Origin of the sequence: Ulvibacter litoralis (assembly GCF_900102055.1) — a bacterium.
Lineage (GTDB): Bacteria > Bacteroidota > Bacteroidia > Flavobacteriales > Flavobacteriaceae > Ulvibacter > Ulvibacter litoralis.
In genome coordinates this window covers 286,761-302,561 of sequence record NZ_FNBA01000001.1, presented here as the reverse complement: position 1 = coordinate 302,561, position 15,801 = coordinate 286,761, and the positions used below count along the sequence as shown (strand labels likewise).

The 15,801-nt window shown below is 35.1% G+C and carries 13 protein-coding genes; 2 read left to right on the top strand and 11 right to left on the bottom strand.

Annotated features, from left to right (window positions below):
• Window positions 1-1,178: 1,178 nt before the first annotated feature.
• The gene (locus tag BLQ00_RS01385; protein ID WP_093141848.1) at window positions 1,179-1,937 is read left to right on the top strand and encodes a DUF547 domain-containing protein; all 759 of its coding nucleotides are present in this window, start codon (window positions 1,179-1,181) and stop codon (window positions 1,935-1,937) included.
• 21 nt (window positions 1,938-1,958) lie between these two features.
• Complete coding sequence (locus BLQ00_RS17520) at window positions 1,959-2,102, top strand: hypothetical protein (protein ID WP_175445389.1); 144 nt, start codon at window positions 1,959-1,961, stop codon at window positions 2,100-2,102.
• A 325-nt stretch (window positions 2,103-2,427) separates the two neighbouring features.
• On the opposite strand, the gene BLQ00_RS17430 is transcribed toward BLQ00_RS17520, so the two are convergent.
• The 11 genes from BLQ00_RS17430 to BLQ00_RS01330 all read right to left on the bottom strand — a co-directional run bounded on the left by BLQ00_RS17430 (window position 2,428) and on the right by BLQ00_RS01330 (window position 15,756).
• Entirely contained in the window at window positions 2,428-2,637 is a 210-nt protein-coding gene (locus BLQ00_RS17430; RefSeq protein WP_139149345.1) for a hypothetical protein, read from the bottom strand.
• Between the two features lie 494 nt (window positions 2,638-3,131).
• Window positions 3,132-4,229, bottom strand: coding sequence for a hypothetical protein (locus tag BLQ00_RS01380; RefSeq protein WP_093139606.1), 1,098 nt, complete (start codon window positions 4,227-4,229; stop codon window positions 3,132-3,134).
• Window position 4,230: 1 nt separating this feature from the next.
• Window positions 4,231-5,007, bottom strand: coding sequence for an RNA polymerase sigma factor (locus tag BLQ00_RS01375; RefSeq protein WP_093139604.1), 777 nt, complete (start codon window positions 5,005-5,007; stop codon window positions 4,231-4,233).
• Between the two features lie 599 nt (window positions 5,008-5,606).
• A complete protein-coding gene (locus BLQ00_RS01365) occupies window positions 5,607-6,530 on the bottom strand; it encodes a restriction endonuclease (RefSeq protein ID WP_093139600.1) in 924 nt (307 codons plus the stop codon).
• A 2-nt stretch (window positions 6,531-6,532) separates the two neighbouring features.
• Window positions 6,533-8,515 (bottom strand): cytidine/deoxycytidylate deaminase family protein, encoded by a 1,983-nt coding sequence (locus tag BLQ00_RS17755; protein WP_093139599.1) that lies wholly within the window; start codon window positions 8,513-8,515, stop codon window positions 6,533-6,535.
• A 49-nt stretch (window positions 8,516-8,564) separates the two neighbouring features.
• Entirely contained in the window at window positions 8,565-11,027 is a 2,463-nt protein-coding gene (gene hsdR / locus BLQ00_RS01355) for an EcoAI/FtnUII family type I restriction enzme subunit R (protein WP_093139597.1), read from the bottom strand.
• Window positions 11,024-12,016 (bottom strand): virulence RhuM family protein/type II toxin-antitoxin system death-on-curing family toxin, encoded by a 993-nt coding sequence (locus tag BLQ00_RS01350; RefSeq protein WP_093139596.1) that lies wholly within the window; start codon window positions 12,014-12,016, stop codon window positions 11,024-11,026. The genes hsdR and BLQ00_RS01350 overlap by 4 nt, the downstream gene beginning before the upstream one ends.
• Window positions 12,007-12,237: a virulence RhuM family protein gene (locus tag BLQ00_RS17515; RefSeq protein ID WP_175445395.1), complete on the bottom strand. Its 231-nt coding sequence runs from the start codon at window positions 12,235-12,237 to the stop codon at window positions 12,007-12,009. Before BLQ00_RS17515 ends, BLQ00_RS01350 begins: the two co-directional genes overlap by 10 nt.
• Window positions 12,234-13,445, bottom strand: coding sequence for a restriction endonuclease subunit S (locus BLQ00_RS01340; protein WP_093139594.1), 1,212 nt, complete (start codon window positions 13,443-13,445; stop codon window positions 12,234-12,236). The genes BLQ00_RS17515 and BLQ00_RS01340 overlap by 4 nt, the downstream gene beginning before the upstream one ends.
• The gene (locus tag BLQ00_RS01335; RefSeq protein ID WP_093139593.1) at window positions 13,442-14,896 is read right to left on the bottom strand and encodes a class I SAM-dependent DNA methyltransferase; all 1,455 of its coding nucleotides are present in this window, start codon (window positions 14,894-14,896) and stop codon (window positions 13,442-13,444) included. Before BLQ00_RS01335 ends, BLQ00_RS01340 begins: the two co-directional genes overlap by 4 nt.
• 68 nt (window positions 14,897-14,964) lie before the next feature.
• Window positions 14,965-15,756: a hypothetical protein gene (locus tag BLQ00_RS01330; protein ID WP_093139591.1), complete on the bottom strand. Its 792-nt coding sequence runs from the start codon at window positions 15,754-15,756 to the stop codon at window positions 14,965-14,967.
• Window positions 15,757-15,801 lie beyond the last annotated feature (45 nt).

Genomic DNA, 15,801 nt, shown 5'->3' with positions numbered 1-15,801 from the left:
TTTTCGATGGGTATTCTACGCTTAGGGATTGGGGACTTGTGATTATGAATGATGATGTTCATTGGGTTTTAAGGGTGTTCTGTTCATTTCTTTTGCTTGTCCAAAAGAAACGAACCAAAGAAAAAGACACCCACGCTGAGGAATTTTGAAATCCGTGCCGTCTTTCAAACCCCTATCGAAAAACCCGCGTCCTCCTTCGTCGTCCTGTTTCGGTTTTTTCGATGGGTATTCTAGGCTTAGGGATTGGGGACTTGTGATTAGTGACTTGTGACTTGTGACTGGTGATTTGTGGTTATGAAATGATGATGTTCATTGGGTTTTAAGGGTGTTTGTTCATTTCTTTTGCTTGTCCAAAAGAAACGAACCAAAGAAAAAGACACCCACGCTGGGGAATTTTGAAATCCGTGCCGTCTTTCAAACCCCTATCCAAAAAACCGCGTCCTCCTTCGTCGTCCTGCTTCGATTTTTTCGATGGGTATTCTACGCTTTGGGAAAAGGTTTGTATGGGTGTTTTAGGTTTCAATTATGTCTTTTCTTTTTTGAATTTTACGGAATCTTTTCTTAAGCTAGATTACTGACGTAGTGTTTATAGAGTTCTGAGGGATTAACAGTGTTCTGTTCATTTCTTTTGCTTGTCCAAAAGAAACGAACCAAAGAAAAGACACCCACGCTGGGGAATTTTGAAATCCGTGCCGTCTTTCAAACCCCTATCGAAAAACCCGCGTCCTCCTGCGTCGTCCTGTTTCGGTTTTTTCGATGGGTATTCTACGCTTAGGGATTTGTGACTGGTGATTTGTGACTTGTGACTGGTGATTTGTGGTTAGGAAATGAAGAGGATTCTGAGGGATTAACGGTGTTCTGTTCATTTCTTTTGCTTGTCCAAAAGAAACGAACCAAAGAAAAAGACACCCACGCTGAGGAATTTTGAAATCCGTGCCGTCTTTCAAACCCCCATCCAAAAAACCGCGTCCTCCTACGTCGTCCTGCTTCGATTTTTTCGATGGGTATTCTACGCTTAGGGATGATTTTTTTGACTTTTCTTAAAACTGACAAATCGGAGGGAATATTTCAAAACACTTATACATATATTGAATGTAGCTGAACCCTTTTTTTCTAAACAGTTGTTAGGTTTGTATTATAATGGAGTCCAATACATAGAACAATTAAATCCTTATAAAATGAGAAAATATATTTTAATTCTACTTTTTATGCCATTTATCTCTTGTGCAGAAAGCGGAAATTCAATTCCAGATTTAGCGTATAGTTCCAATTTAGAAATTAGTGATAATGTAGCAACCATAAGTCACCAAAAGTGGGATGATTTATTGCAAAAACATGTTTCAAGCTCGGGAAAAGTAGATTACCTGGGGTTTAAGAACGATACAGCAGCACTTCAATCTTATTTAGATGTTTTAGCCGAAAACCTTCCTAAAAAATCATGGTCAAAAAATGCAACTTTGGCGTATTGGATTAATGCATATAATGCATTTACGGTGAAATTAATTTTAGATAATTATCCAGTTGAAAGCATAAAGGACATTAAAAAACCTTGGGATCAAGATTTTATTATGTTAGAAAATAGCGCCTATAGTCTAGGTGAAATTGAACATAAAATTTTAAGGAAAATGAATGAACCTCGAATTCATTTTGCCATTAATTGCGCATCTTATTCGTGTCCTAATTTGTTGAATGAAGCCTATACTGAAGCCAAGATTGAAAAGCAGTTAGAAAGTTCGACAATTTCTTTTATTAACGATACAACCAAAAATAGTATTACTGCCGATAAAATTGAAATTTCAAAAATATTTGATTGGTTTTCTGGTGATTTTAAAAATGAAGGAAGCTTGATTGATTTTTTAAACAAATACTCAACTGTAAAAATCAATGCAAATACTAAAATTAACTATAAAGATTACAAATGGAATTTAAATAATTGATTTACATTAAATAAAATAAACATGAAGAACATGCTATTAATTACACTGGTGCTAATTGCCATAGTCATGGTGATACTTGGAATTATTGGAAAAATGCTCCCTCCAGCGCTTACAGGAATTGGGTTTATTATTATTTCAATTTTGTTTTATAAAAAAGACATATAAAAAAAAGGTGATTTCGGTAGAGTTTTTTTGGTTGTATTTCAATCAATGCATAATTGATGAAGCTGCCGATGTCACAAATACTTTATGTAAACGTATTTAGTTCTTGACTTTAAAATGGAAGGTTAAACAGCCTATATAATGAGTTTATGCTGCGGTTCTATTTGTGTTCTGTTCATTTCTTTTGCTTGTCCAAAAGAAACGAACCAAAGAAAAAGACACCCACGCTGGGGAATTTTGAAATCCGTGCCGTCTTTCAAACCCCTATCCAAAAAACCGCGTCCTCCTTCGTCGTCCTGTTTCGATTTTTTCGATAGGTATTCTACGCTTAGGGAACGGATTGGTATCGTGTTTTTAGAGTTGTTTTTTGAGTGACTTGTGACTGGTGATTTGTGATTATGAAATGATGATGTTCATTGGGTTTTAAGGGTGTTCTGTTCATTTCTTTTGCTTGTCCAAAAGAAACGAACCAAAGAAAAAGACACTTAGGTTTTGGGAAGGTGAGTATTGAATAGTTTGGGTTTTGTTTCTTATTCATAACATGACGGTTCGAGCCTGCCTTTTAGAATATACGATACGTATACACGAGTAGGGATAATAATTTGTTCGTGCCTTTTTTGGATATATTTCACAAGTTGGGTCTCTATTGGGTTTTATTTATTTGGGTTAGATTGGCTAAAAGTACCGTATTTACAGGGCTTATGGCACGTTTAGAGGTGTTAAGAATTATCCCTTGAATGCCTGTATTTAAGATCCTTTTAGGTTTATGAGGTTTTATGGGCTTATCCATGGCTTATCCATGGCTTATCTAGGGGGTATCTAGGGGGTATCTAGGGGGTACTACTTCTTTGTGGTTTTGATGGAATGCTGTTTTATAAAAGCGCACTAGAATTGTCACGCTTTACAAAAGCGCGTCAGGGGTCTTATCAAAATAAGAGAGTCCACGCGTTGTATATGCTTTTTACATTTAGTGAGTGCTCTAACTGGCCTCACCTTACGGGTGTACAAGCACCCTCGTTACGCATCAGCGTATCATTCGACAATAAGTTCAATGCCTGCTTTTTCTGCTTTGTACTTTATTTTGACCATGAGGTCGTAATAGCTCCAGTTTCTTAGGACAAATTTTTCTGCTTTGGCTATTCCAATTTTATCTTCCTGGTTTCTTAAAATGAGTGTTCCTACTTGATGTTTGATGCAAAAGTCGATCAGGCTTTTACTATAGAAGTGGATACGTTGTTGCACATATTTATTTTCCTTTTGGTGGAAGCTGTGCATTGCTTTTAATTTTCTTTTGGTTCCTTTTCCCGATTTGGAAAAAGTAGCTCCTTCTTGTGCCCTTTTTCTAGCTGCCTGTATGGCTAGCCTTCTGTACATAAACTCTTCCTTGCTGCCAATAGTTAGTTTCTTGTTGGCTGTTTTTACTATAAGTGGATATTCGAGGGATAGGGATGCTTCCGCTATTACTTCAGGTCTCAGACGGTGTTCGTCCTTTTCAATTTCAAATACTGGGAGCCAGTATATCTTGCCATTTTTTAGTTTGATATGTGATGTACAGAGTTTGGTATTCCCTGTTATTACCTGTTCTAATAGCTTTCGTTTATCTGTTAAATCTTTCCCTAAATAGGTGCGAAAAGGGATCTGGAACAGCTTAAAGCAGAATGCATTTTTTTGGTCATCATAATGCAGGCCACTTACCAGCTCTAAGCTGAACGGCAATGCCATATCTCTTCTGAAGTTTTTTAAGGAGCATTCGCCTTTCCAGTATGCAGGTCTATCTTTGGTAAAGGAGGTTACCAAGGTTTTGTTGAGTGTGGACAATATGTTGGTTGGGATTTCGCCTTTAAATCGATTTGATACCACCCGATAGGTTGTATTGATACGAGAGCGTTGCAAGATTCCGTCCTCAACTTTTTTTTCGTCTGCCAGTTTATATTGTATTCCTTCGGATAGGTAAAAGAATTCCTTGATCATTTCCTGTACGTACAGATGTGTAACGATAAGGTTGGCCGCTCTAAAGCACCTGTTTTGCCATTGGTATAGTGTATCTAGTGCTATTTTCCGCTCCTCCTTGGTGGGAAGGTCGATCCATAGCTGGATTTTTCGTGTTCGTTTCATTGTAGCTGTTTCCATATTAAGCTAATTGTGGTTGGTATTTGTCTTGTACTATTTTATATGCGGCCACAAACTCGCTGTGCACTTCTTTTTGAGTAAGGTTGAGCGTTGTGGCAATGAAAGCAAAAGTACAGTTCCCTTCACATCGTAGTTTTAGTACTTCTGCCTGTTGCGGTGTTATCCCTTCTTGAATTTTTAGTTTGACTGTACTTTGTTTGGAATTAAGCTTGTCTCCTTGGTTTATGATGTTTTTGATATCGCTAATGGCCTTTTTTATATCGTTACAGGTTTCTTTAAGGCTCGTTCCCATTGCCTCGGAAATGGCCTTGTATTGAAAGCCATATTTTAGGCAGAGCTCGATGAGGTGGCTGCTTTTTGCATTTAATAGGGGCAATACTATTTTGATTCTATCGAAGTCTTTTTGGTTCATCTCTTGGAGTTTTTGATTTTCTGTTCCATTGAGGGGGTCGTATCCTACCATATAGTCTTGATAGTTTTGAAAATTCTCTAACGATTGTATGTTTCTAGAAAAATTATTTTTGGGACGGGTATAGTAGGAGATACACTCTCTTTTCATCACAAATCGTAAAAAGAAGAAAATATGCTTGGGAGATTCTATTGTTTCTCTATAGAGCCATAATTTTAAAAAAGCATCCTGTACCAATGATTCTATTACAAACTCATCATCGATTAATCGCTTGCCCACCCAGAAGATATTTCTGCTGTGTTTGGCATAAATATCTGCAAAGGCGGAAGGACATCCTTTTTTTAATAGTTCTAACTTAGTGTTCGCCATGAAAGCCCTCCTTTACATTGGTGGTTGTTGTACTTGCATTCTAATGGATTTTATGTAATACCCAAAGTGAATGCTTCTAATATTTTACTTTAAGAAGTCTCTCAAATATGTAATTATGAGTCAAATATAATAAATAATTTTAAATTACGGTCGAACGACCGAAGTATTTTGTTAGTCATCCATTTCCTTTGTTACTATGACTGATATTAATGTTGAAATATGTAACTATATAACAAAGGAGTGGCTGCAACCATGGCTAAAGGAAGGTAAATCACAAAATGCCTTTGCTATCTTGCACACTATTGATGAAAGTACAGTAAGGAAGATAAAAAATATACATAATTATAGAATTCCTGTGGAAACTTTATATCGAATTTGCGAAGCTAGAGATATTACGTTATATGATTTTTTTCAAAAAATAGACTGTTAAACGATATCTCTATATTGAGACTTATTTCCCGCTGTTGCATCATCTAACTGTTTGTTCTATACGGTAAAGGGGATGCGCTTTACAAGAGTAAGGCAGGTTTTATAAAGTGCGGTAGAAACGTCACGCTTTGCAAAAGCGCGCCAGGGGAAAGTATACTCTGACATAAAAATTAATTATCCTTCATCGTATCCCAGAAATCAGTATCTAGTTTCTTTATTTCTATAGTCTGTACCACTTGCATTCCTAAACCAAATTTGTAAATATATTCGGCTAATTGGTCCCCATCGATTAGGATAATTGTTGCATTGTTTAATTTAAGTACATACTCAATAGCTCCCTTCGAAAAGTAGGAGGTGGTGATAAAAACTCCTTTACTCATTGGAGCTCCTAACATGGCTCCGGCAAACCTTTGAATATCGTCTCTACCAACACCATTTTTATGATCGTATCTTTTCGCTTGTATATGAATTCTACCTAAACCTAATTCGTCTTCTTTTATTATTCCATCAATACCGCCGTCATTGGAAGCCTTAGTGACCAAACCAGAATCCTTAATTTCGCCTCCATACCCCATTTGCTGTAAAAGTTGTACTACTAGATTTTCAAACTCATAAGGAGTTTTACTTAGAATCATATTTAAAATCTCTGTTTTCCGAGCTGACTTTATTTTCTCAAAAGAACTGTATAATTTCTCAGATGGAGTGCCACTATTGGTGGATTCATTTATTTCTTCTTCTAATTTTGTGTTTTTCTTGGACTTTCTCGGTACTTCTCGCTCATTTACTTTAGTATCCACATAATCATTTATCTTTTGGGGAGTTTGTAAAAGAAGATTTCCGGAATCATTGATCTTATAGAACCCTCTTTTTGGCTTATCTAGTAAATCTGCCATATTCAAATAACTCAATGCCCAGCTAACTCGATCGTAGAATATATGACCGTTACCAGAAGGATACATTTCCGACATATCTTCTTCGGTAAGTTGAAAATATTCACCCAGAAAAGCTACAACTTCATTTAGTTTTAATGTTCCTTTGTCTTGAAGCAACTGCAAGGCAGGAACACGGATTTCAAAGTGTTTTGGTATGGGCATATTTAATATTCTTTATGATTTATAATTGTATCTAATAACTTTTTTTGCAGTGTTTTATCGTTTGTTAACTTACTGAGAAGTTTTTCTGGTTTGGCTTTAGGTCTAATATCTGTTAAAATAGCTAATTCATCTTTATAAGCCATAAAAGGCTCATATAGTTTATGATAAGCTCTACCTACCGCTCCCTGGAACATCATTAGACTTGGATTAATATTTACACCACCTTTAAGAACATGACGTTTTGAAATACCAGGATAAGGATCGATAAAATAAATATCCATAATTCCTAATTGAAATGCTTTTTTAGCACATAGTTCACATGGACTTGCCGTAGTAAATAGCTTACCTCCTTTAATTCCTTGACCTCCGGACTTACTGATTTGAAGCATAGCATTTTCTTCAGCGTGAAGTGAACGTGTATGTACTTGATTTTTTTCCCCTTCAAAAGCATTATGAAAAGATTTAAAACAGAAAGAGCAATTGCGTCCCTCTAGGTCTAGACTCAAGTGTTTTTCATTAACTTCTGATTTAAATTTATCGTGAAAAGTTTGATCATCACTATATGTGTTAGAATTATCTTGTCCTAATTCGAAATCACTGAATTGATTGGTATTATTTTTATTGATTAAGTCTTGAGCATTTCTTAAATTACAGGGTAATTGATTTTGTGGAACATCATTCCAGCCTATTGCTTTTATAGAAAAGTTCTGGTCAGTTACTAGTGCACCTACTTGTCTTGAAATACATCCTGAGCTTAATTTAGCATTAAAAGCTATTTGCATAGATCTTTCAATTGCAGAAGGAGTAATAAGTCCTGGCTGCTGAACTAGAGAAACTAGTTTTACCAGTTGTCTATCTAAAGAAATAAATTGATAATTATTATTTTTAAATAACCCATCAGTTATAGGTTCAAGGCTTCCGTATTGCTTATTAGAAAAAAATATGTGATAATCACTAATTTGGATACAGTTTATTATATCAGGAGATGCAAATTCGCCATTATTTACTTCCTCTCCTTTGTATTCACTTTCATCTAGATTATAGATGTCTTGAATAGTACTATCGAGAACTTTCTTTGATATTAGTTTACTTTTAAGATATTCAATTCGTTCTTCTTCAGACTTATTTGTGGCAATCATATAAAAAGCAGCAAACTTCTCTTTAAAGTACATAGCTTCACGAGAATTTTTTAAAGAATCAATAACTATTCTGGTCTTTGTTTTACCTTTCTTAACGTATCTCCAGCATTTAATTACTCGATTAATTGTTTCTGCAACGGTATAGATATGATTATAACTGTACTCTTTACCTTTTACTGCAGAATAATTAGTAACAACAGATCCAAAATTTCTAAGATTATTTGCAATATCATGTATAAAACGAGTTCTTTTTATAAAATTATGATTATTAAGAATTTCATAAAATTTTAAAGATAATTCTTCATGCTCATTAAAATAATATTCATATAATTTTCTATAGTTCTTTTTATTAGATAGACAGGAATTAAGATCTTCTTTTTTAAATTCTTTAATCTTTAAATACCACATATCACTAGCCAATAGTAAACCTTTCAATTTCTCAAATAATATCAGTTTATCATCTTTATTTGTAAATCTATTACCTAAAATCTCTGGATTGAGTTCCGGATCATTTTGACAAATAATCTCTATAATTTTTTCAATTGTATCAAGAATCGATTCAGATTTTTGGGCTGCATAAAATAAAACATGAAATAATAGTATGTCCTTATATAGAATTTTCTTGAATGCTGTCCAATTTTTGGGGTGAGATAAATAGTTAGTACAAATATTAGATTTTATATTCTCAGGGTTTAAAGAGTTTTTAATTATTAAAGAATTTAAATTTTGATTAAAATCTTCTTTAGCTAATTTATCGGCAATTTGAGAACATCCAGACCCTACTCTACCAGTAATTGCTATTACAGTAAAACTTGTTCTTAAAGAATAAAACTTATCTAAATTCATATTTCTTAATTTATAGATTATATAATCTTTTTTTAAAACACTCTAACCATCACCCAACCCATTCTCCATAGATTGTTTTCTGAAACCCGATAAATGAGTTTCGGATCGATTTAATATCTCCTAGCTCTCGTTTTGCATCGGCGATTGCTTTGTATTTTAATTCTAATAAGTCGGGGAGTTTTGCATCATCCAGTTCATTTACCCCTTCTTTCACATATTGTTCTAATACAAAGTTTAAGAATTCTTGTTGTTTTGGATTGTAATCGCCCAAATGAATTCTGGCGTTGTCTGCACGGTCTAATCTTGGAACTAACCCTTTGTGATATGCAACATAATTTAATACATCAAAAAGATCACTATGTTCTCCATGCACCAAATTTCGTAAATCTTCTAATTGCGCATTGGTATACCCTTTTTCTTCTAATTCAGTGAGTAATTTTTTTCGGGTACTCGGCACACTCCAAATTGTTCGTAATTCTTTTTCCGAAGTAAAGAAACCAGGAATATCGCCAAACAATTGTTTTACAAATTCGGTAGCAGAAATTGGTGTTCCCGACGGACTCCAAAACGAAGTCTTTACCATAGAATCTAATTCTAACTCTTTGCCTTTCGCCAAAGTTACCTTTATCATTTTGCGTGGAGGAGTATCACAAACGCAAGGATCGTTCTCACACACTTCGCATATTTCAGGTTCTGGTTTCAGACAAATACATTTTTTCTCGCCACATACATTACAAGGTTTTTTCTCTCCTCCTGTAGTTGGTTCGGGTGGATCCAACGGCTCACCGTCCCATGCTGGGTCATTGAAGTGCTCATGCGCATCTACAAAGTCATAGACAGTAAAATAATCCTTCCCATCAAACAAACGAGTTCCACGACCTACAATTTGCTTAAATTCTACCATCGATTTTACAGGACGTAGCAATACAATATTTCTTATTTCGGGTGCATCAACACCCGTACTTAGTTTTTGTGAAGTAGTAAGTATGGTAGGAATATTTTTCTCATTATCCTGAAAATCGCGAAGGTGGTTTTCTCCCATATTTCCATCATCTGCAGTCACTCTATGACAATAATTAGGGTTTTTGCTTGTAGCGTATTGATTGATTAAATCTCGAATTGCCGCAGCATGAATTTGCGTGGCACAAAAAACCAGTGTTTTTTGTTTCTGATTAATCATATCCATAAAGATTTTTACGCGATATTCTTCGCGAGCCTTTATTTCAATAATCTTGTTTATCTGTTCCTCTGTAAATTTAGTGCCAATCGGAATTTCAATATCACTTTCAATATCATCATCGCCCGTATAGGTGTATTCATCAATTGTAGTATCAATTTCCTTTACTTTAAATGGGGTTAAGAAACCATCGTTAATCCCTTCTTTCAAGGAATAAATATAAACCGGGTCTCCAAAATAATCGTAGGTATCTCCATTTACATCGCGTTTGGGAGTCGCAGTTAAACCTAATTGTACAGCAGGTGAAAAATATTCTAAAATATCCCGCCACGTACTTTCATCGTTAGCGCCACCACGATGACACTCATCAATGATGATAAAATCGAAAAAGTCTCTCGGGTATTCTCCAAAATAGGGTTTTGCCTCCCCGTAGTTTGCTTCTTCTTCTGCTGCTTTATAAAGGTTGTTTTCTTCTTCAATGTTTGAAATTGCGCTATTTCCTGCCATAAAAGACTGGAAAATGGTAAAAAAGATGCTTCCGTTTTTTGGAATACGTCCTTTCTTTTTTATTTCTGAAGGGCGAATACGTACTTTAATATTTTCATCTATAACATCAAATGCATTGAACGCATTAAAAGCCTGGTCTGCTAATATGTTTCTATCTGCCAAAAATAAAATTCTTGGACTTCTGGAAGCATCCCGTTTTAAATTCCACTTGGCATGAAATAGTTTCCAAGCAATTTGAAAAGCGATGGCTGTTTTTCCTGTTCCTGTTGCTAATGTTAATAGTATTCTGTCTTTTTTTTCTGAAACCGCTTCCAACACTTTAGCAATAGCATTTTGTTGGTAATATCTAGGTTGCCAAGTACCGCCTCTGTCTTCAAAAGGGATAGCGAATAAGCGTTCTTTCCAATTGGCAATTTCAACTTTGTACTCTTCTTTAGGAGTAGGGTAGGTCATTTCCCAAAGCTCGTCTGGAGTAGGGTAGTTGGTTACATCACCTTCAGTACCTTCTTCTAGATCCATGCCATAGATTTGCAATCCATTGGTAGCATAGGTAAAACGAATATTTAAGCGTTCCGCATAGTCTTTGGCTTGGCCTACACCATCGGTGTAGTATAAATCTCTTTTTTTGGCTTCAACAACCCCAATACGTCTGTTTTTGTATTCTAAAACGTAGTCTGCAAAAAGGGGTGTTGCACGTCTGTTTTGGCCTAATAAACGCCCTTTAGTAATAGGAAACTCCAAACGCAGACGACTGCCTTCAACAATGCCCCAACCTGCTTCTCGCAAAGCTGGTTCTATTAAATCGTGTTTGGTTTGTGCTTCGTTCATTTATTTCGGTTTAATACACTAATCACCAATCGTTTTACGGTTTCCATTTCTTCTGGTTTGCTTGAAGCAATAAACAGTGTTAAACTTGCTAAGGTATCATTACTGATTATAGGTTGTTTTTCAGCATTAAAAAGCATCTTGTTTTGTTCTAAAAACTTTAAAAAACAAGCTGCTGCTATTCGTTTATTACCATCTACAAATGCGTGATTTTTTACTACTAAATATAAAAGTGTTGTTGCTTTTTCTTCAAGGCTTGGGTAAAAATCGTCGTCTCCAAATCCTTTTGCAATTTGGGCAACCGAACTTTCAAAGCTTTTGTCTTTTTCTTTTCCAAACACATCAGAATCAAATTCAGTAAGCATTTGGTTTATAAGTGTTTGATACTCTTTTAAACTTGGGTAATTTGCTTCTTTCGTTGTTAAACCTTTAGCATCTAATTGTTCGTGGTCGTAGTCATCTAATAGGCTTAAACCTTTGGCAAAGGTTTCTAAGATTATGTTATCTGAAGCTTTTTCTTCTATGGCTTTGCTTACTGTTCTGGTTAAAATATGAATCCCGTCTTTTAACAACTTTACTTCTTGTTCTTTTTGCTCTAAACGTTTTTGGTTAATAGTATATCCTTGAACTAAATGTTCTTTTAAGGTTTGAGTTGCCCAAATACGGAATTGTGTGCCTTGTTTTGATTTTACTCTATAACCTACAGATATGATAACATCTAAATTATAGTATTTAACGTTTTTAGATTGTGTTTTTCCTTTAATAGCGCCATGTTGTGTGGTGTGTCGGAAATCCCGACATACCCTATCTTCCGTTAACTCTCCTTCTTTAAAAATATTATTAATATGCTCTGTTATGGTTGTTCTTCCTTTATTAAAGAGTTCGGCCATTTGCGCTTGTGTAAGCCAAACCGTTTCTTCCTCAAATTGTACATTAATTTGAGTAGAGCCATCTTGAGCTTGATAAATTTCTATTTGGTTTTTTATCTCCATATATTTTCAACTGTCGCGTATTTTGCGACAGTTGCGTCTTTACTAAGTTCACCTTCTTTAAAAACATTAGTAATGTGTATACCAATAGTCTTTATATCACTACCAAATAGTTCTGCTAATTGATTACGGTTTAACCAAACAGTTTCATGATGTACTTGAACTTCTATAGAAGCATTAGCATCATCTGGTTTAAATATTACTATTTGGTTGCCTGTAATCATACCGCAACTTCCTTTTCAGTTAACTCGCCCGCAAAGGCTTTTTTCAGCATGGATTTTTTGAGGTCTTCTAAATCTTCAAGTTTCTGTTCGTAATTTTTAATTAATGAGTTAGTCTTTTCTTGCAGATTCTTCATTATTAGAATATTCTGTTTTTCTTCCACTTTTGATCTTGGAATTGAAAGTTTTGATCCTTTCACATCATTGTCTGATACTGCTGGATAACTAGCACCTCTTTGCAATGATTTCATTCTATCCATAAATTTTGTTGTTAGTAGGTAAAAGAAAATCCAATCAGAACTAATATTTTCTGTTGGCCTTAAAACCACATAACCAGTGCTACAAAGATTCCCTGATATTTCTTCATCAATAATGGTTGCTCGTCTCAATGTAGGTCTAGTAGTCGCAAAAATCACATCACCTTCGTGAATTATTTTCTTTGCTCTACTTGGTGCATTTTCTTTATTTACTGTTGTTGTTTCAGTAACACTTAAAGTTTCTCTTGAAACAGAACTCAAATCAACATATTCAAATTCTTCACTTGCAAAATCTTGCCACTTAATATTCTTGGTTTTTTCACAAACCTCCCCCAAAGTCTTTTCCTCCCAACCCTCACCTTTTTGGCTAAAAATGTCATTCAATTTAGATTGAAACAGCTCTTTAGCGTTTTCTATGTTTTTTTCAATATTGGCTTTGGCTTGATCTATGGCTGTAAAAGCTTTGTCGAGTATGGCTACGATTTGTTTTTGTTCTTGAAATGGTGGGATTGGGATTTGAATTTTTTTAAGCAAACTGGATTTAATACCTGTAACTGTAGCTCCTGTGCCATTCGAAAATATGTCATCTCTTACTTCAGGTGATAAAAGTAAATACTTTAAAAATGTTTGATCCAATATTCCACTCTCTGGTTGCATGACAATTGTCCTTTGAGCAAATGCCACTTTTTCATGAATTAAGAGTTGAGCGACATTAGCCAATGGAGCTTCAGTAGTAAAAATCACATCACCATAATTGGGTATCCCTCTTCTCATCCACTCTTCATAATTATCTTCTGCAATAAACTCCTCAGGATAATTTTGTAAATACCCCAATTTGACATTTTTAGCAGTAATAAGCTTCACACCACTTTCCGTTTTCTTAGGAGTACGCCCTCTGTAATCAATTAATTTTATGTGTTGCTCAAGAGAACAATATTTCCATCCTTCTCTCATACCAATTCTTTAATAGATTTCAAAATCGCTTTGGTTTCCTTATCTAAAAAAAACATTTCATCTAATATTTCCTCTGGACTTCGTAATGGTGCTTCTTCAGGGGTGTTTGGGTTTTTAACAGATAAATCAAAGGTGGTTTCATCAATATCTGCCACTTTTATATTCCAAGATTGTTCAGTTTCCGGCTTCGTTTTTTGCAATTCAATAAATGAAGCCATATCGGCATCGTTTAAAGGATTGGTTTTCCCCATATTTCGCCCTGGGTCTAATTGGTAGTACCAAATCTTTTTGGTGGGTTCTCCTTTTTCAAAAAACAAAACCACGGTTTTTACCCCTGCCCCCGTAAACGTACCTCCTGGTAAATCTAAAATAGTATGCAGGTTTGAGCCTTCTAATAAGAGTTTACGCAACGCTACCGAGGCATTGTCGGTATTGCTCAATACGGTGTTTTTTATCACGATTGCAGCACGACCACCTGTTTTTAAACTTTTAATAAAATGCTGCATAAACAAGAAAGCGGTTTCTCCTGTTTTAATGTCAAAATTTTGCTGTACTTCGGGTCTCTCTTTTCCTCCAAAAGGTGGGTTTGCCAAAATAACATGATAACGGTTTTTTTCTTGGATGTCACGTATGTTTTCGCCTAACGTATTGGTGTGGATAATATTGGGTGCTTCAATGCCGTGAAGAATCATATTCATAATCCCAATCACATACGCCAAATTCTTTTTCTCTTTTCCGTAGAGGGTATTTTCTTGTAATGTTTTAAGGTTGTCGGTTGTTTTTTCCATGCGCTCGTACATGTACTCATACGCTTCCACCAAAAAGCCACAAGAGCCTGCGGCGCCATCGTAAATTTTCTCGCCAATTTGCGGGTCAATTACATTAATCATGGCACGAATAAGCGGTCTTGGGGTGTAGTATTGCCCACCATTACGCCCTGCATTTCCCATGTTTTTAATCTTGGTTTCGTACAAGTGGCTTAACTCATGCTTATCTGTAGAGGCACGAAAAGGAAGTGCGTCGGCATATTCCAAAATCTCCCGTAGGTTGTACCCACTTTGAATTTTATTTTTCAGTTCAGAGAAGATTTCTCCAATTTTATATTCAATCGTATTGGCATTGTCTGCCTCTTGCTTAAACCTCGCGAGGTACGGAAAAAGCTTTCCATCTACAAAAGCGACTAAATCTGGTCCTGTTAAGGCAATGTGATGATCTACGTTGCCATCTGCATCTTTTGGCATGGCCCATTTTGGCCAACGGTACTCTTCATCTAAAATAAAAGTATACTCTTCGCCTTTTAATTCGGCTTCATCAGCCTTGTCTTGTTCTAATTCGTCTAAGTAGCGCAGGAACATCACCCAAGAGGTTTGCCCTATGTAATCTAATTCACTATCTGCTCCAGAATCTTTGTAAAGCAGGTCGTCTATATTTTTAAAAGTTTGTTCGAACATTAAAATCTGTTTGTTTGTTGTAAATATAGAAGAAAGTTAGGGTTTAGGCAATGCGAGTAACGGCTTGTTTACTTGATATGAACCCTTCTTACTTTAAAAGTCTTTTTCTGGTGTGCTAGATTAATAAAGAAATAACGATCGTCTTGAAAAGGGAGATTTTTATTTCTTGTACGGACAAGTTTTCCATCCTTTCCATAAAAATGTTTGTCTTCCATTTTAAGTATTTTACTAATATGAAATTGATTATCGACATAAAATTCGGAATTAAATGCTTCTGTAAGTGAGAACGTCAGAAAATTTCTAAATATTAGGGGAGACTCTTCTTTTGTAAATGCCTTTGTATACACTTTGGTATTCTTTTTTGATGTATCGTATAACGGCACTTCTTTGAAAGAATCGGTTTTATCTAAAATAAGATCAGTTCTAGGTAATAAGTAGTATTGAGCACGTGAATAAATAGCTTTAGGTGGAATAAAGGTTATTCGTTCTTGTTTTGATTTGGTTGCTGTTGATCTACCACTTGAGTTACGCATGCCATAGAATGAAGTAGAATAATAGCTTCTGAATAATGCATTGGTTGTTTCAACATCTTCCCAATAGTTTAACTTAACTGAATTATCTACGTACGAAGATTTTCTCCAGTCAATATATAATGGAACCTCAAGTTTATTGTAAATAACAAATTCCATCAATCCTTTTTCTTGCCAAAAGTTATAGGTAATAGTTAAAGAGTCATTTTCGAAAACATACGCGTTTTCTATTGTTTTAATGTTATCTGCTTTTGTTTCGTATACTTGAACGTAGCTTTTACAGCTTAAAAAAGATAGAGAGAGTGCTACTAAGATTAATTTTATTTTCATAGGTATAGTGTTTGATATTTGTTAAAGTGTTATGTGTTTTAGATA

Excerpts from the sequence above, each read along its gene's own strand:
- BLQ00_RS01350 (WP_093139596.1), bottom strand. The coding sequence starts at position 12,016 with ATGGAGATAAAAAACCAAATAGAAATTTATCAAGCTCAAGATGGCTCT.
- BLQ00_RS01375 (WP_093139604.1), bottom strand. The coding sequence starts at position 5,007 with ATGGCGAACACTAAGTTAGAACTATTAAAAAAAGGATGTCCTTCCGCC.
- BLQ00_RS17515 (WP_175445395.1), bottom strand. The coding sequence starts at position 12,237 with ATGATTACAGGCAACCAAATAGTAATATTTAAACCAGATGATGCTAAT.
- BLQ00_RS01335 (WP_093139593.1), bottom strand. The coding sequence starts at position 14,896 with ATGTTCGAACAAACTTTTAAAAATATAGACGACCTGCTTTACAAAGAT.
- BLQ00_RS01385 (WP_093141848.1), top strand. The coding sequence starts at position 1,179 with ATGAGAAAATATATTTTAATTCTACTTTTTATGCCATTTATCTCTTGT.
- BLQ00_RS17430 (WP_139149345.1), bottom strand. The coding sequence starts at position 2,637 with ATGAATAAGAAACAAAACCCAAACTATTCAATACTCACCTTCCCAAAA.
- BLQ00_RS01365 (WP_093139600.1), bottom strand. The coding sequence starts at position 6,530 with ATGCCCATACCAAAACACTTTGAAATCCGTGTTCCTGCCTTGCAGTTG.
- BLQ00_RS01330 (WP_093139591.1), bottom strand. The coding sequence starts at position 15,756 with ATGAAAATAAAATTAATCTTAGTAGCACTCTCTCTATCTTTTTTAAGC.
- BLQ00_RS17520 (WP_175445389.1), top strand. The coding sequence starts at position 1,959 with ATGAAGAACATGCTATTAATTACACTGGTGCTAATTGCCATAGTCATG.
- hsdR (WP_093139597.1), bottom strand. The coding sequence starts at position 11,027 with ATGAACGAAGCACAAACCAAACACGATTTAATAGAACCAGCTTTGCGA.
- BLQ00_RS01380 (WP_093139606.1), bottom strand. The coding sequence starts at position 4,229 with ATGGAAACAGCTACAATGAAACGAACACGAAAAATCCAGCTATGGATC.
- BLQ00_RS01340 (WP_093139594.1), bottom strand. The coding sequence starts at position 13,445 with ATGAGAGAAGGATGGAAATATTGTTCTCTTGAGCAACACATAAAATTA.
- BLQ00_RS17755 (WP_093139599.1), bottom strand. The coding sequence starts at position 8,515 with ATGAATTTAGATAAGTTTTATTCTTTAAGAACAAGTTTTACTGTAATA.